Annotated in this window: 14 protein-coding genes; 6 read left to right on the top strand and 8 right to left on the bottom strand. The window is 34.4% G+C overall.

Going from position 1 to position 20,416, the window contains the following annotated elements; translation table 11 throughout:
* Positions 1 to 23: 23 nt before the first annotated feature.
* A complete protein-coding gene (locus tag ACRHOC_RS13630; RefSeq protein ID WP_431159201.1) occupies positions 24 to 1,202 on the top strand; it encodes a DUF4249 domain-containing protein in 1,179 nt (392 codons plus the stop codon).
* Entirely contained in the window at positions 1,199 to 2,959 is a 1,761-nt protein-coding gene (locus ACRHOC_RS13635; protein WP_431159202.1) for a hypothetical protein, read from the top strand. The genes ACRHOC_RS13630 and ACRHOC_RS13635 overlap by 4 nt, the downstream gene beginning before the upstream one ends.
* Here ACRHOC_RS13635 and ACRHOC_RS13640 read toward each other — a convergent pair.
* The 7 genes from ACRHOC_RS13640 to ACRHOC_RS13670 all read right to left on the bottom strand — a co-directional run bounded on the left by ACRHOC_RS13640 (position 2,956) and on the right by ACRHOC_RS13670 (position 10,598).
* The gene (locus tag ACRHOC_RS13640; RefSeq protein ID WP_431159203.1) at positions 2,956 to 4,137 is read right to left on the bottom strand and encodes a hypothetical protein; all 1,182 of its coding nucleotides are present in this window, start codon (positions 4,135 to 4,137) and stop codon (positions 2,956 to 2,958) included. The two genes, ACRHOC_RS13635 and ACRHOC_RS13640, sit on opposite strands and share 4 nt — an antisense overlap.
* 117 nt (positions 4,138 to 4,254) lie before the next feature.
* Entirely contained in the window at positions 4,255 to 4,644 is a 390-nt protein-coding gene (locus tag ACRHOC_RS13645; protein ID WP_431159204.1) for a hypothetical protein, read from the bottom strand.
* Positions 4,645 to 5,391: 747 nt separating this feature from the next.
* A complete protein-coding gene (locus ACRHOC_RS13650) occupies positions 5,392 to 5,895 on the bottom strand; it encodes a GbsR/MarR family transcriptional regulator (protein ID WP_431159205.1) in 504 nt (167 codons plus the stop codon).
* A 47-nt stretch (positions 5,896 to 5,942) separates the two neighbouring features.
* Positions 5,943 to 6,719, bottom strand: coding sequence for a hypothetical protein (locus ACRHOC_RS13655; protein WP_431159206.1), 777 nt, complete (start codon positions 6,717 to 6,719; stop codon positions 5,943 to 5,945).
* Between the two features lie 27 nt (positions 6,720 to 6,746).
* A complete protein-coding gene (locus tag ACRHOC_RS13660) occupies positions 6,747 to 8,777 on the bottom strand; it encodes a M3 family metallopeptidase (RefSeq protein ID WP_431159207.1) in 2,031 nt (676 codons plus the stop codon).
* A gap of 183 nt (positions 8,778 to 8,960) precedes the next feature.
* Positions 8,961 to 9,440, bottom strand: coding sequence for a 5-(carboxyamino)imidazole ribonucleotide mutase (gene purE, locus ACRHOC_RS13665; RefSeq protein ID WP_431159208.1), 480 nt, complete (start codon positions 9,438 to 9,440; stop codon positions 8,961 to 8,963).
* A 3-nt stretch (positions 9,441 to 9,443) separates the two neighbouring features.
* Complete coding sequence (locus tag ACRHOC_RS13670; RefSeq protein ID WP_431159209.1) at positions 9,444 to 10,598, bottom strand: 5-(carboxyamino)imidazole ribonucleotide synthase; 1,155 nt, start codon at positions 10,596 to 10,598, stop codon at positions 9,444 to 9,446.
* A gap of 153 nt (positions 10,599 to 10,751) precedes the next feature.
* Between ACRHOC_RS13670 and ACRHOC_RS13675 the strand changes: the two genes are divergently transcribed.
* From ACRHOC_RS13675 to ACRHOC_RS13690, 4 genes are all read left to right on the top strand, one after another.
* Positions 10,752 to 11,861 carry an adenylate kinase gene (locus ACRHOC_RS13675; RefSeq protein WP_431159210.1) on the top strand — a complete coding sequence of 370 codons (1,110 nt, stop codon included), beginning with the start codon at positions 10,752 to 10,754 and terminating at the stop codon, positions 11,859 to 11,861.
* Positions 11,862 to 11,899: 38 nt separating this feature from the next.
* Positions 11,900 to 12,898 (top strand): GTPase ObgE, encoded by a 999-nt coding sequence (gene obgE / locus ACRHOC_RS13680; protein ID WP_431159211.1) that lies wholly within the window; start codon positions 11,900 to 11,902, stop codon positions 12,896 to 12,898.
* A gap of 70 nt (positions 12,899 to 12,968) precedes the next feature.
* Positions 12,969 to 13,487: a DUF4136 domain-containing protein gene (locus tag ACRHOC_RS13685; protein WP_431159212.1), complete on the top strand. Its 519-nt coding sequence runs from the start codon at positions 12,969 to 12,971 to the stop codon at positions 13,485 to 13,487.
* An 83-nt stretch (positions 13,488 to 13,570) separates the two neighbouring features.
* Positions 13,571 to 14,131, top strand: a complete 561-nt coding sequence (locus ACRHOC_RS13690) for a DinB family protein (RefSeq protein ID WP_431159213.1) — start codon at positions 13,571 to 13,573, stop codon at positions 14,129 to 14,131.
* 37 nt (positions 14,132 to 14,168) lie between these two features.
* Here the strand turns inward: ACRHOC_RS13690 and ACRHOC_RS13695 are convergent, their stop codons facing one another.
* Positions 14,169 to 20,255: an alpha-2-macroglobulin family protein gene (locus ACRHOC_RS13695; RefSeq protein ID WP_431159214.1), complete on the bottom strand. Its 6,087-nt coding sequence runs from the start codon at positions 20,253 to 20,255 to the stop codon at positions 14,169 to 14,171.
* Positions 20,256 to 20,416 lie beyond the last annotated feature (161 nt).

Genomic DNA, 20,416 nt, shown 5'->3' on the forward strand with positions numbered 1-20,416 from the left:
GTAAGTTGCTGTTAAGGTGCGTTATGTGCTTCTATATTGTTTTCAATTTAGGGTGTGTGGAGCCTTTTGAGGGCGCCGTGGATAGTTTTGAAGATGTCTTAGTAGTAAATGCTATTATTACCAATCAGGTAAAAAGACAAGAGATTAATTTAACGCGCTCTTATCCATTTGAAGAGGAAGAGGTTCCGTTAGAACGAAATGCTATAGTCCGAGTTTCTGGTAGTGACGGATCATCATACCTTTTTGAAGAAACTGAACCTGGATTATACAAGTCTATTCAAGAATTTGGGGCGCAGATGAATGTGGAGTACACACTTAATATAGAAACTGAAAACGGTCGTGTTTATCAATCCACAGCGATGCAGTTGCCAGTGAGTTCTACTACTATTGATGAGGTATCTATTGAGCGGACTTTTAATAACGAAGGTATAGAAGGCATCGCTATTAATGTAGACAGTTTTGACCCTTCAGGAGCATCTCAATACTACAGACATGATTACATCGAAACCTTTAAAATTATTGCACCACTTTGGAGTCCTTTTGATGCAGTTTTCGTTATAGAAGGGATAAATCAATATGAAATTCCTGTCATTCTAAGGGAACAGGAAGAACGAACCTGTTATGGGACAAATAAATCGGGTAATATCAATGTGCTCAGTACAAGAGGATTTGTTGAAGATAGGTTAGAAGACTATAATGTGAGATTTATCAATAGAGATGATTATGTCTTAACCCATCGTTATAGTATTCTTGTGCAACAATATGTTCTTGCACCTGAGACTTTTGCATATTATGATACTTTAAAGGGATTAACCCAATCTTCAACAACTGTGTTTTCTGAAGATCAGCCTGGTTTCTTGGCAGGTAATATATTTTCATTAACGGATGATGAGGAGAATGTAGCAGGTTATTTTGAAGTTTCAGCATTAGATGAACAACGATTTTTCTTTAATTGGGAAGACTACTTTCCAGGTGAGGATTTACCACCATATATAATTCCTTGTTCATTCTTTAAACCGTCCTCATCAGGAACCATTGGTGAACGCGATTTAGTAAATATCATTAGGCAAGGAACCATGCGTTTTTATGATTTTAATACCAATCCGCAACCAGGAGAAGGCGAATATATCATGGTGCTTCCAGAATGCGGTGATTGTACAGTGTTAGGAAGTAATATTATTCCAGATTTTTGGGTTGAATGAGAAGATTTAAATTAAATATTGCCATTATTTGTTTGCTTTTATTTCAAATTGAAATAGGGTTTTCTCAGGATGGGTATGTATCAGATTTAAATTCAGAATCAGTCTCAACAGAATCTATCTACATACATTCTAACACTTCAATGCTTTTTGCTGGTGAGTATTTATACTATTCTTTATACTGCTTTAATACAGAGACTAAGAATTTGAGTGACCTGAGTAAAATGGCATATGTGGAGCTCATTTCTTCGAGTGGCGTACGTGTTTTTCGTCATAAGATTAGGTTAGAAAGGGGTAGAGGGTATTCCGATTTTTTCTTGCCAGTAGAAGTTGAGACAGGAAATTATAAACTTATTGCTTACACAAATTGGATGCAGAATTCAGATTTGAACCAATTTGGGATCTCTAATATTAACATCATTAATCCTTACAAGGCAGTAAAAGCACAAAACCAAAGAAATGAAACGGTTTCAAAGGATTCGCTTTTAATGACTAATGTAGTTTTGGAAAAGGATTCAGATAATAATTTAATTCAGTTAGAAAAGCCTTCTTATGACACAAGAGAACGTGTAAAAATCTCCATAAATACGTCTGATTTGTCAAAGGCGTTAAAGGGGACTTTTTCCGTTAGTGTAAAACATAAATCCCGTATTACATCGCCACAGAGAACCGATCTAAAGGATTATTATGAAAAAATGGAGGCGAAGTCTATTCAACTTTCTGAACTTAAACAGGCCAATCATTTACCAGAATTAAGAGGTGAATTATATGAAGGAGAAATTAAGGCACTCAATGGAGGTCAAGTTCAAGATTTGAATGTTGCCATTTCTTTTGCAAATGATAGAAGTCTCTTTAGGATTGCACGCACTAATAGGGACGGTAAATTCTACTTTAATCTCGATGAATTCTATTATACAGAGGACTTGTTTTTTCAAGTTATTGGGGAGGATTTACAAGACTATAAGATTGAATTAAAGTCAAAATTAAAGCCAGTAATAAATACGCTTAATTTTGAAACATTTGAGTTAAAACCAGAGTGGGAAGCGGATATCATTAATCAAAGTGTATACAACCAAATTGAAAATGCATATTTCGAGTTTAGATCAGATTCTCTTTATATACCTAATAAGACCGATTTTCTTTCAGAAGGTATGTTTGAATATTATAATCTCGATGACTACAATCGCTTTAATACTCTAAAGGAAACTATTCAAGAATTTGTGAGTAAGGTGTCTATTGGTAGAGATGAAAATCAAGATAGAACATTTCAGATTCAAGGGTTCGATTATGATACAAGTACAGGCACCAAACCTTTAGTTTTGTTAGACGGAATTTTTGTTGATGACCATGAGCAATTGATGGACTATAATGCAAAAACCATAAAAGATATTACGGTTTATAGAGATCAATATGTAATAGGTCTCAGTCTTTTTCAGGGTGCCTTGGTCATTAATTCGATAAATGGATTGGATAAAAATGAATTCTTGCAAAACGGATTTTTTAATCAGCTGAAAACAATACCACCTCAACTACAAAAAACCTATTTTTCTCAAAAGTATGATGGAAGTGGCAATAATAATAGAATGCCAGATTACAGACAGCAGTTACTTTGGTTACCGTCTTTAGAAATTTCTGAAGTTGAAGATCAAATTATAGAATTTTACACCTCTGATGTAAAGGGTCTTTTTGAGATACGTCTTGAAGGTTTTACCGATGAAGGCCAACCTATTTCTTTCAACAAAACATTTGAGGTTAATTAAAAACCAATGGTCCAATTTTGTGCCCAAACAGGTAAAGTTTCTCTATTACCAGCACCATCAGAAATCCCTTCTGTATAAAAAATGCTACTACCAGAATAATTTGTTGGACTAAATGTAGAATTGTTATTATCAAATTCTATGGTGTCGATTTGTAGATTCCCAACATCTATAAGAGCACTTTCAAAAGGCGAATTAATATTAATCCCTAGAGCAGTGTTATTAGTGTAAATACTGCTTAAGTTAAAAAATCCACCACCCTCATTATAATGAATAGCATTTTCGGCTTCAGAATCTACTAGTGATATATTTTCTAGGAAAACATCACTAATTGGTAATGCATTAAAGTCGTCAACATTATTCCCCAATTCGATACCAGCCTCATTTTGATTATTGAAATACCAAGAATTTCCTTGGCCAGTCCAACCTCCAGAAATTTTCATTCCAGATAAGCCAGAATTTAAAGCAACTAGGTTTGAAATGCTTAGACTACCACCAAAAATTTCAAAGGCATTACCAAGGCTTTCATAGGCTTGAATATTAGAGTAATTTGTAGTCGCACCAATTCCATAAAGTGTTAACGCATTAAAACGATATTGATTTCTGAATAATGCACCTGTGTATTCCAATCGTAAATACCTTATAGTTCCAGAGTTTTGAATGTCGTTATTACCACCATAAAAAATATCACCAAGTTTTGATCGGTCATTCACACCATTGTTTGTGGTTGCTTGTCCGCAAATCACGACACCTCCCCAATCTCCTGGTTGAGGATTTTCGCTTCCTGAGGTAATAACTACTGGATTGTTCTCTTCACCATAAACATAGAGCTGTCCACCTTGTGCAACTGCGATATAGGAATCGTTATCTGGTGCTACTTTTATAACAGTTCCTGCTTCGATTTCGAGAGCTGCACCATCTCTAATGATATATGGTCCATTTAAGGTATATTCTATATCTGAACTTAAAATACGACGGGTTACCAACTCACCTTCAAGTACGAGCTCATCAAAACATGTTGTAAAGCATAAGCCACCACAGTCTACACCAAGCTCTTCGCCATTTCTAATCCCATCGTTACAATTAGCTTGCTCTTCAATGGTTACTTCATCTTCAGAACAGCTCAGTAATGTCAGAAGCACTAAAAAGATCGGTAGAATTGTAAATTTTATTCTTGACATTTCTTAAATAATAGACTTAGACCAAGTTAAGAATAAAATGTATAAAAAAGACCCTCATGATTTAATTCACATTTCAGTTAAATATGAAAGAAATCAGCGGGTCTACTGCCTTGTTAATTAAGAAATAGGTCTAGTCTTTAATGACATTCTAGATTTGCTTCGTCCTCTAAAGAATAAATAAAGATTTAAAAAGAGCATAACACCCAAGTAGATCGTATAACCACCAATCTTTTGACTTAAAATCTCCATGAGAGTTTGGTTACTCATATCATAATTGCTGCTGTATCCATATATTTTCATGATATAGAGAGCAAAGCCAATATTTATGAGATAAAAGCCAATCTCAAACAATTTATTGGTCGCAAGGGCAATATCTTCTTTGCCTTTAAAAATATCTATCATAAAGTGTTTCCCATTTTTAAATAGCATTTTAGAAATGTAAATGGTGAGCACAATTACAATTGGTAGATAGATGGCATAACCGATAATAATTTTTGAATTTTCCATAATTTATGTATTTAGAATTTTTGATTTATTGAGTTGCTTTAGCCAAAAAATATTGTTGTAATGTAGAAGGGCTAAAAGCAGTGTAATTTTGCCGATGGTATGAGAAAGGGAATTGACCATTTCGTAAACGGAGTTAACCTTGTCCCAATAGGAGATTGTAATAATGGCATAACCTATGTTTGTGAGATAATAACCAATCAGTAGAAGGTTGTTAATACTTCTAACAAGCTCGTGATTATTATTGAACAAGTTTAGTAGAAAAACTTCACCATTTTTATAGAACAGCCAACCTACCTTCACCATTATAAATGATATAATAGGTAAGTATATACAGTATGTTATGACGTTATAATTCATTCTTATATTTTATTTGATAGGTTATATACAAGTGAAAAAGAGCAAGTGCAAACGATATTATCATCCATACAAAAAGGAGAGAAATTGTTGGAATACCGCAGTAATCCAAGAATCTAAAAAATATGACCAGAGATAGAGTATGGGTTATGTAAATGTTTAGTATTGTCCTATTTGCTTTTGTGAGTATTGATCTGTTTTTAAATAGGTAAATTGTAAAAAAAGTTTGGACTAAACCTAAAACTGGAAGAGCTAAAATTCCTCCCCAAAATGTTAGTGAGATTAATAATAAAGAAACTGTGGTAATTAGGTTAATTTTATAAATACTTCTCATTTCATAAGTTTTAAACTTTCAGAAAATATTGAAAGTTAATGTTAAAAAAATATAGCTACTTATTTCAGTAGTTTTAAAACTGTTTTGGTCACCCAATTCTGTTTTTGGTCCACAAGCTTTGTCATAACATGATCTAAGTCTTCAGTTATATCATGTAATGCTTTAGTTTGTTTAATTAATTCCTTAGTTTTTTCCGAGCCATCGTTTTTAATAGAGGAGACTTCTTGTAAAACTTTAATGACTGGTCGTATTTCGCGTCGACTTCTTTCCTTAGCTATAATTCTAGCCAATTCTTGTACATCTTTTTCGGTAGTGAAAAACTCCTTGCGCTCACCTGTTTTTAATACTTTGGTCACAATGCCCCAATCCATTAATTGTCTTAGATTCATACTTGTATTACCACGTGATATTTTAAGCTCACTCATAATATCTTCCATAGAAAGGGGATTGGTAGAGATGAAGAGAAGCGCTTGTATTTGCGCCATGGCCTTATTAATACCCCAAAGCGTACCTAAGCTTCCCCAGGTATTTATGAATTTTTCTTTTGCCTCTTCGTATATCATAGCACAAAGATACAAATATTTTTAAACTTTCAATAATTATTGAAAGTTTATTTTATTTCAAAATGAATATGATCATCATGACGTACTGCTTGACATCCATGAAATCGAATTCTATTATTATTTTCTAGACCTAATTCTTCTTTTAAATAGGGTTCAATAAATATCTTTGGATTGTCATGACATTTAATTAAGCCTTGGATAAGTAATTTTGTAGTCGGTTTATCTAAAGTGAGATTTTTATTTGTACCAAAGGTTATATATTTAGTTATATCATATTGCCAAAACCCTTTTGACAAGCAATAATCAGATGTTGGATTAGAATTTGAGGTGAACGCACCATACCCACTTTTGGAGGATTTTTTATCAGTTCTCTTTCCATTTTCTAAATACATAAAAGAGATGTCAATTTTATTACCATCATTATGACTCAAATGAGGTAACAATGGAAAGCGATTGATGAATGGGAAATTAGCATCTAAGTAGGTGATTTCAACACTGTGCCCATTTAATTCTTTTGATGCCTCTATTAATGAGGACTTAAGCTCAGCACTTACATAATTCCTAAAAAGTAATGGGTATATGAAATTGTGTGGATGTAGGGAACTATTAAAAATAGGTAACGCTGTCCTACCTAAAAGTGGAGCGCTTAATGGAATAATAAAAAGATTACATGTTAGATATATAATTGGGAAAACATATCTTTTTTTCTTTCTCCACCTTTTTGAAATTACTAATGCGATTAACCATATGATGCCACCAACTTGAGTTAGAATGGTGAGGATCACAATAATACTCAGATGAAGAATTACTTTTAGAACCGTCATTATAATTAAACGGAATAAAGCGGTTTCTTATTTTATTAATCCTGCTCTTCGGAGTAAGGCTTCAGGTTTCGGTTCTTGTCCTCTAAACTTTTTGTATAAGGTCATTGGATTTTCTGTTCCGCCTTGAGAAAGCACATAAGTTTTGAACTTATTGGCAACTGTTTTATTAAAAATACCCTCTTCCTTAAAATATTCAAATGCATCAGCATCTAATACTTCTGCCCATTTATAGCTGTAATAGCCAGAAGAATAACCACCTTGAAAAATGTGCGCAAATGCGGTACTCATACAATTTTCTGGCACATCTGGATATAGTTGTGTGGCGCCAAAGGCCTCTTTTTCGTATGATTTTACATCATTAATATCTGAAGGATCAACACCATGCCAAGCCATGTCTAACATGCCAAAACTCAGTTGTCTCAGGGTTTGCATACCTTCATTAAATGTTGCTGAAGCCTTAATTTTTTCAATTAACTCCATTGGAATATTTTCACCCGTTTCATAATGTTTGGCGAAAAGTTTCAGGGTTTCTTCTTCATAACACCAATTTTCTAAAATCTGACTTGGTAATTCTACAAAATCCCAGAATACACTTGTACCTGATAGACTAGGATAAGTTGTATTAGCGAGCATACCATGTAAGGCATGTCCAAATTCATGAAATAGGGTTGTTACTTCATTAAAAGTTAACAAGGATGGCTTGCTCTTAGTGGGTTTGGTAAAATTGCAAACTATAGATACATGTGGACGTTCGTTTTCACCATTTTTTATCATCTGTGGCTTAAATGAGGTCATCCATGCACCATTTCGTTTCCCAGCTCTTGGGAAAAAGTCAGCATAGAAAATTGAAACCAACTCTCCTTCCGCATCAACCACTTTATAGGTCATTACATCGTCATGATACTTATCAATGGTATCTATTTTATTAAAGTGTAGACCAAAAAGTTTATTTGCCACAGTAAAGGCACCATTGATAACGTTCTCTAACTGAAAGTAGGGCTTAAGTTGCTCATCATCTAAATCGAATAATTTTTGTTTTAATTTTTCTGAATAGTAAGCGCTATCCCATTTTTGAAGCTCTTCGATTCCATCTAAGTCCTTAGCAAAACCCTTGAGTTTTTCGAATTCTTGCATTGCGGCAGGCTTAGCTTTTTCTAAAAGTTCGTTCAAAAAATTATTAACCTTTTCTGGTGTCTCAGCCATTCGTTCCTCTAATACAAAATGAGCATGCGTCTTATAGCCTAGTAATTGAGCACGTTGAAATCTAAGATTGGCAATTTTAAGAACAATATCTTTATTATCATTTTCATTGTCTTTAAAGCCTTTGCTACCAAATACTGTAGAGAGTTGCTTTCTGAGTTCCCTATTATTCGCATAGGTCATAAACGGAATATAGCTAGGGTAATCTAAGGTAATAACCCAGCCTTCTTTGTTTTTACTTTCTGCAAGTTGTCTTGCTGCTTCTTTAGCACCTTCTGGTAATCCATCTAATGCGCTTTCTTCAGTAAGGTGCATCTCGTAAGCATTGGTTTCTGCCAAAATATGTTCACCAAACTTTAATTTTAGTTGACTAAGTTCTTTATCAATTGCTCTTAGGGTTTCTTTTTTATCTTCTGGAAGATTGGCACCGTTTCGAGCAAAGCTCTTATACTTTTTATCTAACAATGTGGATTGCTCAGTAGATAAATCGAGTTCAGATTTTGAATCGTAAATACTTTTAACACGTTTAAATAGATCTTCATTTAAGGTAATATCATTACTAAATTCAGAAAGTAGTGGAGAGACCTCTTGAGCAATTTTTTGAATTTGCTCATTAGTTTCTGAAGCATTAAGATTAAAAAAGATACTCGAAATTCTATCTAACTCTTCTCCTGAATAATCTAAGGCCTCTATCGTATTTTGAAAGGTTGGTAACTCTTTATTATTTACAATATCATCTATTTCAGATTTTGCCTTTTTTATGGATATTTTAAAAGCAGGTAAGAAGTCTCCTTCTTCTAATTTAGAAAAGGGTGCTGTATTGTATTGTGTATCAAAGGGTTTGTTTAGAATTGTCATCTACTCCGTGTTATTTTTCTTACTATAGTGTTGATTTACTGAACTTTAACGGTTTTTTAATACCATTAAATTTCAATTAGTAATTATCTTTTGTTTATTTTTGTAGCTCTTTTAGAACAAACTCGATTGTTCAAAAAAGGATTGGTTAATAGCGAGAAGCCTTGACAGTGGTCGAGGCTTTTTTTATATGTCTTTTGCAGAGTCTATTACCTTACTTTTAAGCCCTTCTTTATAGGTCATAATTTTATCTAAAACACACTGATCTGAGCTACCTAAAATCTGTGCGGCCAATATTCCAGCATTTTTAGCACCATTCAAAGCGACAGTTGCCACCGGAACACCACCAGGCATTTGCAGAATTGAAAGTACAGAATCCCACCCATCAATAGAATTACTACTTTTTACTGGTACACCTATAACTGGTAGTGGTGAAAGTGAAGCGACCATGCCAGGTAAATGTGCGGCACCACCTGCACCTGCAATAATCACTTTTATACCTCTGGTATGGGCATTTTTACCGTAATCAAATAATTTATCTGGCGTTCTATGTGCCGATACAATGTCCACTTCGACCTCAATATCAAATCCTCTTAATATCTCAACAGCGTCTTGCATTACTGGAAGATCACTCTTACTTCCCATTATTACACCAACTTTACTCATAGTTTATTCGCTTATAACTTCAATTGTTCGTTTTACTTTTTCAGCAACTTCTCTTGCTTTCTCTATATTTTCATCAACAATAGTCACATGTCCCATTTTTCTAAATGGTCGTGTTTGTTTCTTACCATATATATGTGGCGTAACACCATCCATCGCCAAGATTTTTTCAATATTCTTGTAAACAACATTACCAGTATAATCTTCAGCGCCCACAAGATTAACCATCACACCAGCTACTTTACTTTCTGTTTTACCTAATGGTAAACCTAGAATAGCACGCAAATGTTGTTCAAACTGGCAGGTGTAGCTTGCTTCAATACTGTAGTGTCCAGAATTATGAGGTCTTGGAGCAACTTCATTAACTAATATGTCATCCTCTTGAGTTTGAAACATTTCAACTGCTAACAGGCCTACATGTTTAAAAGCAGCGGCAGTTTTCAGAGCCACAAGTTCGGCTTTTTTAGCAATCTCATCCGGAATACGTGCAGGGCAGATTACATATTCAACCTGATTAGCTTCTGGATGAAATTCCATTTCTACAACTGGATAAGTCTTTAAGTCGCCTCTTTCATTTCTTGCAACAATAACAGCCAATTCATTTTTAAATGGAATCATCTTCTCTGCAATACACTCTACATTAGGTAAGTCTATCAGATCTGTATAGCGTTTTACAATTTTAACCCCTTGGCCATCATAACCAAAGCGCGCACTTTTCCAAACGAATGGATAACTAAGGCCACCGTTTTCGACCGCTTCATCAATTTCCGAAGTATAGGCAAATCGTGAAAATTCAGCTGTTGGGATATTATTATCTACATAGAATAATTTTTGATGGGCCTTATTCTGTATGGTTTTTAATGTTTTTGCTGATGGATAAACTTTAATGCCTTTATTTTCTAGAGTCTCAAGTGCATCGACATTAACATTTTCAATTTCGATTGTAAGGACATCTACTTTTTCACCAAATTCCACAACGGATTTATAATCCATTAAATCACCAACAAAAAACTCATCGCAGGCAAGTCTAGCAGGTGCTTCTTTACTAGGGTCCAAGACGCAGGTGTGAACATCAAATTTACGTGTATTGTACAAAATCATTTTGCCTAGTTGGCCACCACCTAAAATACCAAGTTTAAATTTAGAAGAGAAGTAGTTCATATGCGCCTGATACACTTATAAGATCAATAAATAAATCCATTAAAATTACAGCAAAAATACACTAATTATAGTACATTTTTCTAAAATCATAAATCAAAAAATAGTCTTTCGTTAATCAAATGATTATCTTTGCATTTCTAAAATTATAGCACATTGATAAAGCTTCACGATTTATACTTTAAGCCATTTATTTCAGAAGATGAAATTCAAGAAGCCGTGCAAAGAATGGTTGATGCTGTTGCAGCAGACTTGGGAGATGAAATGCCAGTATTTGTTGGGATCCTTAATGGCTCATTTATGCTTGCTAGTGATTTTGTTAAACTCTATCCAAAACCTTGTGAGGTAACATTTATAAAACTAGCATCTTATGAAGGTGTAAAGTCTACTGAGGATATACAACGTTTAATTGGTTTAACCCAAGATCTGACAGGTAGGACCGTAGTAATTTTAGAGGATATTATAGATTCTGGTAATACGCTAGAGGAAGTGCACCGCATCTTTAGTAATGAAAACGTAAAGCAACTTCTTATAGCTACGCTTTTCTACAAACCAGAGGCTTATAAAAAGGACTTTAAACTTCATTATGTTGGTATGGAAATTCCTAATAAATTTATTGTGGGCTATGGATTAGACTACAATGGTTTAGGTAGAGATATGCCAGCAGTATATCAATTAAAATCGACACAACACATGACTAATTTCGTTTTATTTGGCCCTCCAGGTGCAGGTAAAGGAACTCAAGCAAATTTTTTAAAAGAAAAATATGATTTAGTACATATTTCCACTGGTGATGTTTTTAGATATAATATCAAAAACGAAACAGCTTTGGGAATGTTAGCGAAATCTTATATGGATAAAGGTGACTTGGTGCCAGATCAGGTGACTATTGATATGCTTAATAAAGAGGTTGAAAAAAATTCTGATGCTAACGGATTTATTTTTGATGGTTTCCCAAGAACAAATGCTCAAGCCAAAGCGCTCGATGAACTAATGGAATCTAAAGATTCACAGATTAATGCAATGGTTGCATTAGAAGTTGATGATGAGGTACTTGTGCAGCGTTTATTAGAACGTGGTAAAACGAGTGGAAGAGCTGATGATGCAGATGAGTCTATCATTAGAAACCGTATTAAAGAATATTACGACAAAACAGCTATCTTAAAAGATTATTACTCAGATCAAGATAAATACTACGGTGTGGACGGTGTTGGTAGCATTGATGAAATTACTGTGCGTCTGAGTAACGTAATCGATAATTTATAAGAGATAAGTATACTTCACGTACTTATTAGTCTTTTACCATGACAGAAGGAAATTTTGTAGACTACGTAAAAATGCATGTTGCTTCTGGTAATGGAGGTAAAGGATCTACACACTTACATCGCGAAAAATATATTGCCAAAGGAGGTCCAGATGGTGGTGATGGTGGTCGCGGTGGTCATGTCATAATCAAAGGGAATTCTAATCTATGGACTTTAGTGCATCTAAAGTTTAAACGTCATATTAAAGCAGGTCATGGTGCTCATGGTAGTTCTGGAAGAAGTACTGGTGCTGATGGTGCCGATGCCATAATAGAAGTGCCACTGGGTACAGTTGTGAGAGATACCGATACGAATAAAATTATCTTCGAAATCACAGAGGAAGGTGAGGAAAAAATAGTAGCTGAAGGTGGTAAAGGTGGCCGTGGCAATTGGCATTTTAAAAGTGCAACCAACCAAACACCTAGATACGCTCAACCAGGTATTCCCTTGGAAGAAAAAAATATCACCTTAGAGCTTAAAGTACTTGCCGATGTTGGTTTGGTAGGTTTTCCTAATGCGGGAAAATCAACATTATTATCTGTCTTAACTTCTGCCAAACCAAAGATTGCCGATTATGAGTTTACCACTCTAAAGCCAAATTTGGGAATAGTAAAGTATAGAGATTACCAGTCTTTTGTAATGGCAGATATACCTGGTATTATTGAAGGTGCTGCAGAAGGTAAAGGATTAGGTTATTACTTTTTAAGACATATAGAGCGCAACTCGATATTGTTGTTTTTAATCCCTGCAGATGCTAAGGATATTGTGGAGCAATATGAAATTTTAGTTGATGAGTTAAGACGTTATAACCCAGAGATGCTAGATAAAGAACGCTTTGTGGTTATTTCTAAATCGGATATGCTAGACGACGAGCTAAAAACAGAAATGACAGAAATTCTAAATAAAGATCTTGAGACGGATTATATGTTTATTTCTTCTGTTGCACAACAAGGCTTAACTGAGCTAAAAGATAAGCTTTGGCATATGCTTAATAACTAATCAATTTTAACTTCTTTTAATAGTTTCTGTTCTCAAAGGCGCTATCTTTTTTAATATCTTTAAAAGAAAAATGAAAGCGTTAAAATACCTTCTTGTATTTTTTGTTATTTCTTCCTGTGGGCCACTGGTATCGTATGACTATGAAGAATCTACAAACTTTAATAAATATAGGTCTTACAACTACTTTGATGATATGGACACTGGTCTAAGTGCGTTTGACCAAAAGAGAATAATGAGGTCCATAGATTCCAAATTAGAGGCATTAGGTTTAGAGCGAAAAGACAATGCTGATTTTTATATTGATATTACTACCAGAGAGGTACAACCAAGAAATAATTCTACCATTGGACTTGGTGTTGGAGGAACAGGTACTAATATGGGTGGTGGTGTTTCTGTTGGTGTTCCCGTGGCAAGTAATCTTCTATCTCGCGAAATTACTGTTGATTTCGTGGATTTGAGTGAGGGTGAAAAGCTAATTTGGCGCGCCATTTGTGAAGCTCTCTATAAGCCAAATGATACGCCTGAGAAACGTGATGCACATTTTGAAAAGGTAGTAGAAAAGATATTATCTAAATATCCACCTAAGTAGGTTACGCCTTAGTTATCAAGTAGTTTGTGTTATTGTCAAATTTCGATTTAGTACTTTTAGTCTAATCTTAAAATTCACAAACCATGAAACATGTATTAATTCTTGCCCTAACTTTACTTAGCCTAGTTTCAATTCACTCACAAAACACCATAACTGCAGAGGATGGTTTTACACCTCAAGTTGGCGTTCTTGTGTCAATGCTTAATGATCTAAGTAATCGTGTAGAACGAACTGTAAAAGACTTGGATGCTGAAGGTGTTGATTTTTTACTCGACGAAAATGCAAATTCTATTGGGACATTAATTATGCATTTAGCCGCTACAGAAAAAATTTATCAGGTGTATACCTTTGAGAAAAGAGAGTTTAATGATGAAGAAGCAGAGGCATGGGGAACAGCCATGTCTATGGGTAAGGATGCTCAGAAAAAATTTACTGGTAAGGACGTAAAGGAATATCTCGAGTCCTTTAAAAAGGTAAGAGCTAAAACATTAGAATATTTAAAAACAAAGGATGATGCTTGGTTGGGCGAAAATACCTTTGATAATAGTATGAACCACTATTGGGCTTGGTTTCACGTCATGGAGCATCAGTCAAGTCATTTGGGACAAATATTATTAATTAAGAAACGAATTCCCAAAGCGTAATACGCTATATTAAAAAGAGGCCTAAAAGCCTCTTTTTTTATTCTACATTTATTCTAGTGCCTTCACTTTGACTACTAAATTCTGGTGCATACATAGATTGTATAGTACTGATGCCGTTACTCATATTGCCAGCATTATTAACTCTAAGGTCATATTCAAAAACAAATACACCTTTTGGCAAATAATCGATAAAGAAATTAGTTGAGGCATCCTTAGTGCTTTCATAATAACCTAAACCGTCTTGCCATTTATATTGTGAGACGACATTTATTGGCTCCAGACCAGAAGCTCGCATGTCTTTTAGGTGAATAAATTCCATGGAGCGATCAGTTCGCAGTTCAATTCGAACCCTAATAAGATCTCCAACTTTAAGACTTGTACTGTCTTTTATTTCAGTGATGACTTCCCCGTTTTCTGTGTTCCTTTTTAGGAATAACTTTTTGTTTAGTTTCAGACTTGTCTCAGTACTTGAAATTTTATCGAGATTTTCAAAATATTGCCAATACAATGCACCCCAAACTATACCTTCACCTTTTTTGGTCATGGTGATATCAGCCATACTTTTGCTAATTTCAGTACCATTCCATGAGGTTTTAAAATAACCAGAACCTGCTTCTATTTTTACATCATCTTTAGATTGAGGAGAAACGTTTATATCCCCAACCTTAACATCCACCATTTCAGTTACATCGAGCCAAGAACTTCCTTGTAGTAACAAGGCGTACACTGCCTCAGTTGTAGCCTTAGTAGTTTTCCATTGATTAGTTTGTCTGTTTTTTAGCAACCAAATTTTAAGGTTATCAATTGTTTCAATTTCATTTTCAATTTCAGAGAAAGCTTCAATAAGTAAGGCTTGCGTTTCTATTGGAGCCTGGTGCCAATACAAAGAATTTGTATTGTCCTTCCAATACATACCCAATTCCTCAGAGATAATGCTATTTTCCTTTAATGATCTCAATATTTTGGTCGCCGTTTCACTATCATCCAACCTGTGCATAGTCAATGTCATCAATCCTTTGGCGTATAAAGAACGTTTTAACCAGTAGGATTTAATTTGTGATTTATAGTAATCAACAATATCCCTTACTTCTTTAGTTTTTGGAATATCAGGGTAAAAACTTCTAACATATAGATAATGTAATTGGGTGTATGAGAGATGGTCTTTATCTAAATCTACATCATCATTATACTTTTTTAAATCCTTATATTCTTTCACAAACTCCCTGTCGAGATATTTTATAGCATTTTGAATCATTCTTTGGTCGTCTCCTTCAAGAGAACCAATCACATTAAGTTTTTTTAAATGACCAAAGCCTGCAATTATATGTTGTGTTATGTAGCGATTATCTCGACCTCCATTAAACCATGGCCACGCACCAGAATTAGATTGATTGTTTCTTAATTTCATTTTAGCCGATTGCAATTCTTGAGTCATTTTATTCAAATCGAATAATAATGCAATTCTTTTTTTCTGTTCTGACTCCGACTGAGCGTCTCTTAACCAAGGCGTCTCAGAAATGAGAATATTTTTTAATTCTTGGTTCTTTTCAAGATTAGATATTAATGCATCAGAAGACTTCCATTGCTTAAAAACGGCTTCTATCTTTGGATTAGAAGTCACAATATGTTGTGCTAAGGCATTCGCATAATAGCGTGAAAAGGTCTGCTCATTACAATCATAAGGATATTCCATAAGGTATGGTAACGCCTGCACTGCATACCACGCAGGATTTGATGTGATTTCTAATGTCAGCTTATGGTGCTTCAAGGTTGCTGAGTTATTGGTCTTTAATTTGTCTAATGAAAAGGACTTGGTTTCATTAGATCCTACCCACATTGGTAATGTTTCTGTGACAAGCATTCGATTACTTAAAACCGGAAGCGCATTCTGTTCACCATCGCTATATTCACCTGTAGTTGCGACGATTTTATATTGAATAACTTGCGTGCCGTTTGGAATTTGAAGCGTCCAGTTGGTATTAGTGTTGTTATTCGCATCAATAGAAAACGCTTGATCCGTTAGTTCGGTCATTACCGTATAATTTTTTCCAGCTTCACCTTTTATTAACTTTGAAAGTGAGGCACCTGATATAGGGTCTGTAAGTTCTAGCCTTACAGTTCCAGATAATATCTTATCAGTGAGATTTGCAATTTTTGTACTTAGCACTATTTCATCGCCTTGTCTTAAAAACCTAGGAGCATTTGGTAAAACCATTAACTCTTTTTGTGTTACCGTTTCAAGTTGGGTGACTGTACTTTCTAGTGTTTTGGTATGACCTAACAACTGTAATTTCCATCTGGTTAAGGCCTCAGGTGCTTTAAAAGTAAAACTTACATTGCCTTCAGAATCAGTTTGCAGTTGAGGAAAGAAAAATGCAGTTTCATTAAAGTTCTTTCTCACTTGAATATTCGTAAAGTCTTCTTCAGTTTGTTCGTTGGTAGAGGATGGTGCGCCGTTTGCAGGTGGTTCTGCTGATGCATCCTGTGCTATGCCATATCCTGTAACCACAAGTTCCTCTAAATCCGCCTTAGCTACTTCGGTCTCCATAAAAGCATCTGATAATTGCGGTGCTCCCACGGCTTGTACACGTACTTTTCGCATGGAATATCCAACATTTCCAAAATTAAATCCAAACCAATTTAAACGATCAAATTGGCGTTGAGGTTCATAACGTGCTGTTTTGAAACGGTTAAACAAATCGAAATTTGTCACGCCAAAACTGTTGTGATAGTTTTTGTTGAGATGACTGTAATACAAAGGTTTATTAATTGGGTTAAATGCCCAAACGTGTGGTAAAAATTCATCTAGAGACGCATCATACATACTGGCAAGTAACTCGGCAGTGACTTTATCACCTTTTGGTCCTTTTATTGTAAATCGCCATGTTTCTTCATCGTTGGGTTGAAGTCTATCTCTAAACGATTCCGTTATAATTTCTAAATCGGTGTGTGGATATGGGACATTAACTCTAACAGATTGAGAGATAAAACTATTTGCAAAGGCAAAGCTGTAATGAATGATGAAACCACCCACATCATCTTTTAATATTGGAATTACAATTTTCTTTTTTGAATCACTGAGTTTTACTAATTGGGATACTAAAATTTTATGATCTTTTTCAATTTCAACGCTAACCGTGACATCCTTAGCGCTAGAGCCTATAGTAAGCTCTGCCATGTCGTTAGGTTGGTAAGAATCTTTATCTAGTTGCACTTCTATAAGTTGATTGTCTGCAACGGTTTTATCCTTTTTACTGTAGACCGAAACATAAACCATATCTTTTACGTTCTTACCAAAATTGTCTTTGGTCTCAGCGATAATCACATATTTTCCAGATTCCCATTTTCTTAGTTTTTTAAGGGTTAGCGTTTTATCTTTTGCCGTGTCATAAGATTCGTTAAAGACGATTTCTCCTTTTTCCCAATTTCTAATATTGTTCTCATTTTTATAGGCATCATGTGGGAATAATTGAAGAAATTGTACTTCTGAAATTTCCTGAAAATCTGGTGCTGACCATGGTCTTGTTCTTAAGATTCTGTCTGGTGCATTTAATTTGATAACCTTAACCGTTCCTTTGGAGTCAATCGTCGAACCATTTAAATTAAATGCTTCAATAGTGATGTCTTTTTCTTTAAGAGTTTTGTCTATGTTTTCTGGAGCATTTATTGAAACCGTCATAGAATGGTATCCTACATTTACTATTGTTGTAGCACTTCTTGTCTCTCCATTAATATCTGTGATGTCAACTGTGACCTCATAATTAAAAACGGGTAAATTATCTTTAGAAACCCCTTTGTCTGGTATGGCTTTAAACTCTATTTCAAATTCACCCTTTTCATTAGTAAGGGTTTCTCCAAAAGTGATTTCTTGAGATTCAGAATTATAGTACGGCCCTCTCCAATAATACCATTCGGGAAATTGTACATTGCGTTTTACCCGATAGACCACTTTTGCATTTGTAATATTACTGCCGGCAAATGCTGTAGCCTTTCCACCAAGGGTGATGGTGTCATTAATTTTATAAGTCTCTGTGATGGCATCAAATTCTGGCCTAAACTTTGGTCGTTTATATTCCTCAACAGCGAAACTATGATATTGGTTTCCTATACGACTCGATGAGCTTCTTAATGAGTATTGTCCATTTAGTCCTGAATCTGGCAAGATGAATTCACCTTTTATAGATCCGAATTCATTTGATGTAAAATCTAGCTCCTTTAGTTTCTCTCCATTCACATTATGCAGAGCTACCTTTATTTTTTCGTCCGGTATGACTGAGGTATTTAGACCGTAGCGTTGAGATAGTATACCTTTAAAATATACGATTTGGCCTGGTCTATAAATGCTTCTATCCGTAAAAAGGTAAGTTTGGTATTGGGTGTCGTCATCAAAATCATAATCATACTTCTCAGACATATAATAGTCGCCGAAATAGGCTTCCTTATCATTTTTAGTAACCTTTATTTTAATTTTACGGAAATAGACGTTGCCCTTTTTAACTTCAAACCTACCATTACTATCTGTTGTAAATGTCCTTTTTCGGGATTGGTTATTGTTGATGTTATATGAAAATTGAATTTTCGCCTCTTTGATAGGCGCTCCATTATTTCTATTAATAAGTTGATAGAGTTGTTTATCCTCTGTGTCATTTTCTATAAGTGCAAAATCGGTGACTTGTATACTGGTGGTCGCAAAAACATTTTCTTCTGAATTTGTTTTCACTTCAATAATGTACAAGCCATTGGATAGTTTTGGCATTAAAACTTCAGTGGCATGTTCTTGATAATCACCTACAGTTTTTAATGAGCTTTCAAATGTTTTTAGTGGCTTTAACTTTCCTATGAATTGCTCCTTGTCTGTAGCGCGATAACTACTTTGAAATTTAGAGAGTTGCTTACTGTTAACGTTGTATATATTAAGATTGATTGCATCTAAATTTTTATAGGTAACTAACAGTCGTGAAGGACTTTCTATAGGTAAATATTCTTCCGCTTGAATTCTAAGATTTGGCTTTAATATTTGCTGTAGGAGCACCTCACACTTTTTGGCACCTTCACTATTTGGATAACTTTTAATTGTACTATTACATAAGGCCACAGCTTCTTTTAATTTCCACTGCTGATTGTCCTTTTGAGGTTCTGTACTACTATGATTAAAATTCAGTCCTTGGCGATGTTTTATTCGAGCTATTTCGAATAAATAGAGGGATGCTTGCTCAGAATCTTTTATGGATTTTGCCTTGTCATTCAGTCTGTCAATCAGTAGATTTTCTTTATCCGAAAACGTAGCGTGTTGTGTAATAAATAAAAGACGTTCTATATCCGAATATACAAAGGCTTTTGAGCTTAAATCTCTACCATGAAACTTTAATAAATTCTGATAAATCTTTATAGCATTAAATTGAAGTGATAAAGAATCCTTGGTCTTAATATCGAGATACGAGAAAGTTTTACTGTCCGAGAGTAAATCAGTATCTGTAATAGTAAATTTATAAGATGGTCTGGTTATATTATTTTCATCGGTTTTATAAAACTCTAGGGCATTATGACAAAGCAGATCGTAAAGTGTTGGACGAATGGTTTTAGATCCTTCTTGTTCGATTAACAAGGCACTATAATTTGATAAAGGTTCTTGCTGAAGAATTAAAGCACTTTGTAAAGAACTTTGATAATAATAATGAATTTCATTAAATAGAGTTTGTAAATCCCAAGTTCTAAAATCGTTGTTTACCTTTTCATCTGTTGTACTTCTATTATAAAACTTATATCTATTCTGATTGAAATAATGCCAGTATGTTGTTGCGAGTATATTTTGTAAGAGATGTTTTTTTACAAGATTGTCTGAAGCTTCTATTTCAGATTTAAATTGATTGACAATTTTGAGTTGGGCTTCCTCTTCTAAGATTAACATATACTTGCTTTTGTAAAGCAAGGCTTTAATACGTTCATCTACCATATTGTCGGCAACAGAAGTATTATAAATTTGATCAACAATTTCAAGCGCACTTTTAGTCAGTCCATCAGCTTCAAGCTTTTCGATTTCTTTCCATGAGTTTTCATTGCTGTTTTGAGCACTGGATAATGTAGCAAAACATATTATCATTAGAATTGAGATATAATTTTTCATTCATGAAATTATTTATGACAAAGTACCTTCAAAAGGTATTCCAAAAACAGTAGTAATACGTTAACCTAACTTTTCGATGAGGGAAGTTAAGCAATTTAGAAGTTAAAAAGTACGTTAAGTTTCTGAGTTTTTACGACTGTTTAATTGTAATTTTGTTTGAG

It is taken from the genome of Winogradskyella poriferorum (genome assembly GCF_050618035.1).
Taxonomy (GTDB): domain Bacteria; phylum Bacteroidota; class Bacteroidia; order Flavobacteriales; family Flavobacteriaceae; genus Winogradskyella; species Winogradskyella poriferorum_A.

What these genes read in the sequence shown, in the direction of transcription:
- ACRHOC_RS13630 (WP_431159201.1), top strand. Translation starts at nt 24, where the DNA reads ATGTGCTTCTATATTGTTTTCAATTTAGGGTGTGTGGAGCCTTTTGAG.
- ACRHOC_RS13635 (WP_431159202.1), top strand. Translation starts at nt 1,199, where the DNA reads ATGAGAAGATTTAAATTAAATATTGCCATTATTTGTTTGCTTTTATTT.
- ACRHOC_RS13640 (WP_431159203.1), bottom strand. Translation starts at nt 4,137, where the DNA reads ATGTCAAGAATAAAATTTACAATTCTACCGATCTTTTTAGTGCTTCTG.
- ACRHOC_RS13645 (WP_431159204.1), bottom strand. Translation starts at nt 4,644, where the DNA reads ATGGAAAATTCAAAAATTATTATCGGTTATGCCATCTATCTACCAATT.
- ACRHOC_RS13650 (WP_431159205.1), bottom strand. Translation starts at nt 5,895, where the DNA reads ATGATATACGAAGAGGCAAAAGAAAAATTCATAAATACCTGGGGAAGC.
- ACRHOC_RS13655 (WP_431159206.1), bottom strand. Translation starts at nt 6,719, where the DNA reads ATGACGGTTCTAAAAGTAATTCTTCATCTGAGTATTATTGTGATCCTC.
- ACRHOC_RS13660 (WP_431159207.1), bottom strand. Translation starts at nt 8,777, where the DNA reads ATGACAATTCTAAACAAACCCTTTGATACACAATACAATACAGCACCC.
- purE (WP_431159208.1), bottom strand. Translation starts at nt 9,440, where the DNA reads ATGAGTAAAGTTGGTGTAATAATGGGAAGTAAGAGTGATCTTCCAGTA.
- ACRHOC_RS13670 (WP_431159209.1), bottom strand. Translation starts at nt 10,598, where the DNA reads ATGAACTACTTCTCTTCTAAATTTAAACTTGGTATTTTAGGTGGTGGC.
- obgE (WP_431159211.1), top strand. Translation starts at nt 11,900, where the DNA reads ATGACAGAAGGAAATTTTGTAGACTACGTAAAAATGCATGTTGCTTCT.
- ACRHOC_RS13685 (WP_431159212.1), top strand. Translation starts at nt 12,969, where the DNA reads ATGAAAGCGTTAAAATACCTTCTTGTATTTTTTGTTATTTCTTCCTGT.
- ACRHOC_RS13690 (WP_431159213.1), top strand. Translation starts at nt 13,571, where the DNA reads ATGAAACATGTATTAATTCTTGCCCTAACTTTACTTAGCCTAGTTTCA.
- ACRHOC_RS13695 (WP_431159214.1), bottom strand. Translation starts at nt 20,255, where the DNA reads ATGAAAAATTATATCTCAATTCTAATGATAATATGTTTTGCTACATTA.